This is a genomic window from Brevundimonas sp. SL161, from assembly GCF_049896985.1.
GTDB lineage: Bacteria > Pseudomonadota > Alphaproteobacteria > Caulobacterales > Caulobacteraceae > Brevundimonas.
The window spans coordinates 1-2744 of record NZ_JAFCVJ010000064.1; the positions used below are offsets into that span (position 1 = coordinate 1).

The window sequence follows — 2744 nt, forward strand, 5'->3', positions numbered from 1 at the left end:
CAAACACAGCCGACGACTGGCTACCCGATACGACAAGACCGCCGACAGCTTCCTCGGCTTCGTCGTCGTCGCATCCATCCGACTGTGGATCAGACACTTTGTCCACACCACCTAGGACTTTCTCGGTCCCGGGCCGGAACACGGGCTACTGAAACCCGAAGTGTTTGGCCGTCAGATATTTAGGTTGGATAAGCGCCAGAAGCGGACTTCGGGAGCCATCTTGAAAGGCGACATTCAGATTTGCTGGGAGGCTCGCTCCCGCACCGATCGCTGATGGCTGTGTAAGCCTTCGCCGAAATACCCGCTTTGCCGAGCCCGCCTCTGCCTATTGATTCGGGCCCAGGTCCTGGTCGTGAACCACAGCCCCCCCTGGTAGCCGCGCAAGGCCGATGCCGCCGGGATGACTACGACGACGGTCGACACGCTCGACGACGAGGCCCGCCGCGAAGAGAGCGCCCGCATACTGTCGGGCGCCACGGTCATCTAGGAAGCTTGTGCGGCGGCGCGGTCGCCGATCGGCAAGGCCCGGTCCGCCTTGATGAAGTCCACAAAGGCGCGGAGCGGGGCCGGGACGTGGCGGCGACCGGGATAGTAGAGGAACGGCCCCGAGAATTCCTGCCACCAGTCGGGCAGGACAGGCTCCAGGGCGCCGCTGTCCAGATGCGGGCGCAGCCAGTCCTCGAACAGGAACACGACGCCTGTCCCTGCGATGGCGGACTGAACGATCACCTCGACGGCCGCGCCCAGGTTGACGATCAGGGGCCCGGGCGGATCAATCATGACGATCTCGCCGTCGCGCTCGAACTCCCAGGGCAAGAGGGCGCCGCTGGAGCCCCGGCCGCGCAGGCAGTCGTGTTGCAGCAGGTCGCGCGGTTGCTTGGGCTTGCCGCGCTGAGCGAGATAGGCGGGTGAGGCCGCGGCGGCGAACCTCTGGCGGCGTGGGCCGATGGGGACGGCGATCATGTCCTGGTCCAGCCGTTCTTCGTAGCGGATGCCGGCGTCGCAACCGGCGGCCAGCACGTCGACGAACCGCTCCTCGGCAACCAGTTCCAGCACAATGTCCGGATAGGCCTTCAGAAAGGCGGGCACGATGTCGGGCAGAACCATGATAGCAGCGCTAACCGGTACGTTCAGTTTCAGGGTACCCGCCGGCCGGTCGATCAAGGCTTTTATCGCGTCCAACGCAGCCTCGACCTCACCGATCGCGGGGCCGAGGCGGTCGAGCAGGCGACGGCCGGCCTCGGTAGGAACCACGCTGCGGGTCGTGCGGTTCAGAAGGCGCAAGCCCAACCGGTCCTCCAGCCGCCGAACCGTCTCGCTTAGGGCGGAGGCGCTGAGCCCTGTAGCCCGGCCTGCTTGTCGAAAGCCGCCCGCGCGCGCCACCGCGACGAAGGCGTTCAGGTCGCCGAGGTCCGCCGCCATTGTTCGTTTTTCCGCACAGCCTGTTCTGATTGCCTCGACTTATCGCACGAAAGCGAGAGGCGCACATAGGCTTCACCAGACGAGGAGATCTCCAATGACAACGCTCGACAAAGCCGGAACCTTCACCCTGGGAGACCGCACGGTCCGCCGCATGGGCTATGGCGCGATGCAGTTGGCGGGACCCGGCGTGTTCGGTCCGCCGCGCGACCGCGAGGGCGCCGTCGCCGTGCTGCGCGCCGCGGTCGAGGCTGGGGTCAATCACATCGACACCTCGGACTTCTACGGCCCGCACCTGACCAACCAGATCATCCGGGAGGCCCTTCACCCGTATGCCGACGACCTGACGATCGTGACCAAGATCGGGGCGCGACGGGATGGGACCGGGGCTTGGCTGCCGGCCATGTCGGCGGCGGAACTGACCAGCGCGGTGTCCGACAATCTGCGGAACCTCGGTCTGGAGGCGATGGACGTCGTCAACCTGCGCATCATGGGGTCGGGCGACGGCCATGGACCGGGCGAGGGGTCGATCGCCGAACCCCTGTCGACCCTAGTCGATCTGCAGAAACAGGGCCTGGTTCGCCACATCGGTCTCAGCACCGTGACCCCGACCCAGATCGCCGAGGCGCGGGGCATGGCCGAGATCGTCTGCGTGCAAAACCTCTACAACCTCGCCCACCGCGAGGATGACGCCATGGTGTCCGATCTTGCCCAAGCAGGCATCGCCTATGTGCCCTATTTCCCCCTTGGCGGGTTCACGCCGCTGCAATCCGGCGCCCTGTCGGAACTCGCGGCCGAACTGGGGGCAACGGCGATGCAGGTGGCCCTCGCCTGGCTGCTGCAACGCTCGCCCAACCTGTTGCTGATCCCCGGCACCTCGTCGGTCAGCCACCTGAAAGAAAACCTAAAGGCGTCCGATCTTGTGCTGTCGGCGGAGGCCGTGGCGAGGTTGGATCGGATCGGCGCGGGCTAACCCTTCCCGAAGGGTGAGTGGGACAAAACAGTCTCTTTGGGCGCAGAAGGCGGAAATTTTTGAAACCCGCTGTGAGTCAGGATCGGACATCCCCCTCCCCCCGCTTTGCGCCTAAGCCCCATTCCCGGAAGGGTTCCCGCTTGGGTGTGAAGATAACAGGATCGTTGACCATCGCCGACCCAAACGGCGTCTTGACCCGCCGGCCAAAGCCTCGCCGAAACAACGGTGCGACAGTCTAGGTGATGTGGACAAAGTGGATTCCCAAATCAGCTGATCGCTGATTCAAGGCTGTTCTTTGCGGAGAGCAGCCATGGTTCGTGGTTTGATGTCGGATGCGGAGTGGGCGTTCTTC

2 protein-coding genes and 1 pseudogene are annotated in these 2744 nt (G+C 64.9%); 2 read left to right on the top strand and 1 reads right to left on the bottom strand.

Features of this window, described 5'->3' with window-relative positions:
• A pseudogene (locus ACP7AU_RS17540) lies at window positions 1-115 on the top strand (IS5/IS1182 family transposase); the annotation flags it as partial.
• 368 nt (window positions 116-483) lie between these two features.
• Here the strand turns inward: ACP7AU_RS17540 and ACP7AU_RS17545 are convergent.
• On the bottom strand, window positions 484-1422 hold the full coding sequence (locus ACP7AU_RS17545; protein ID WP_426052254.1) for a LysR family transcriptional regulator: 939 nt from the start codon (window positions 1420-1422) through the stop codon (window positions 484-486).
• 94 nt (window positions 1423-1516) lie between these two features.
• On the opposite strand from ACP7AU_RS17545, the gene ACP7AU_RS17550 reads away from it, so the two are divergent.
• Window positions 1517-2392 (top strand): aldo/keto reductase family oxidoreductase, encoded by an 876-nt coding sequence (locus ACP7AU_RS17550; RefSeq protein ID WP_426052255.1) that lies wholly within the window; start codon window positions 1517-1519, stop codon window positions 2390-2392.
• Window positions 2393-2744 lie beyond the last annotated feature (352 nt).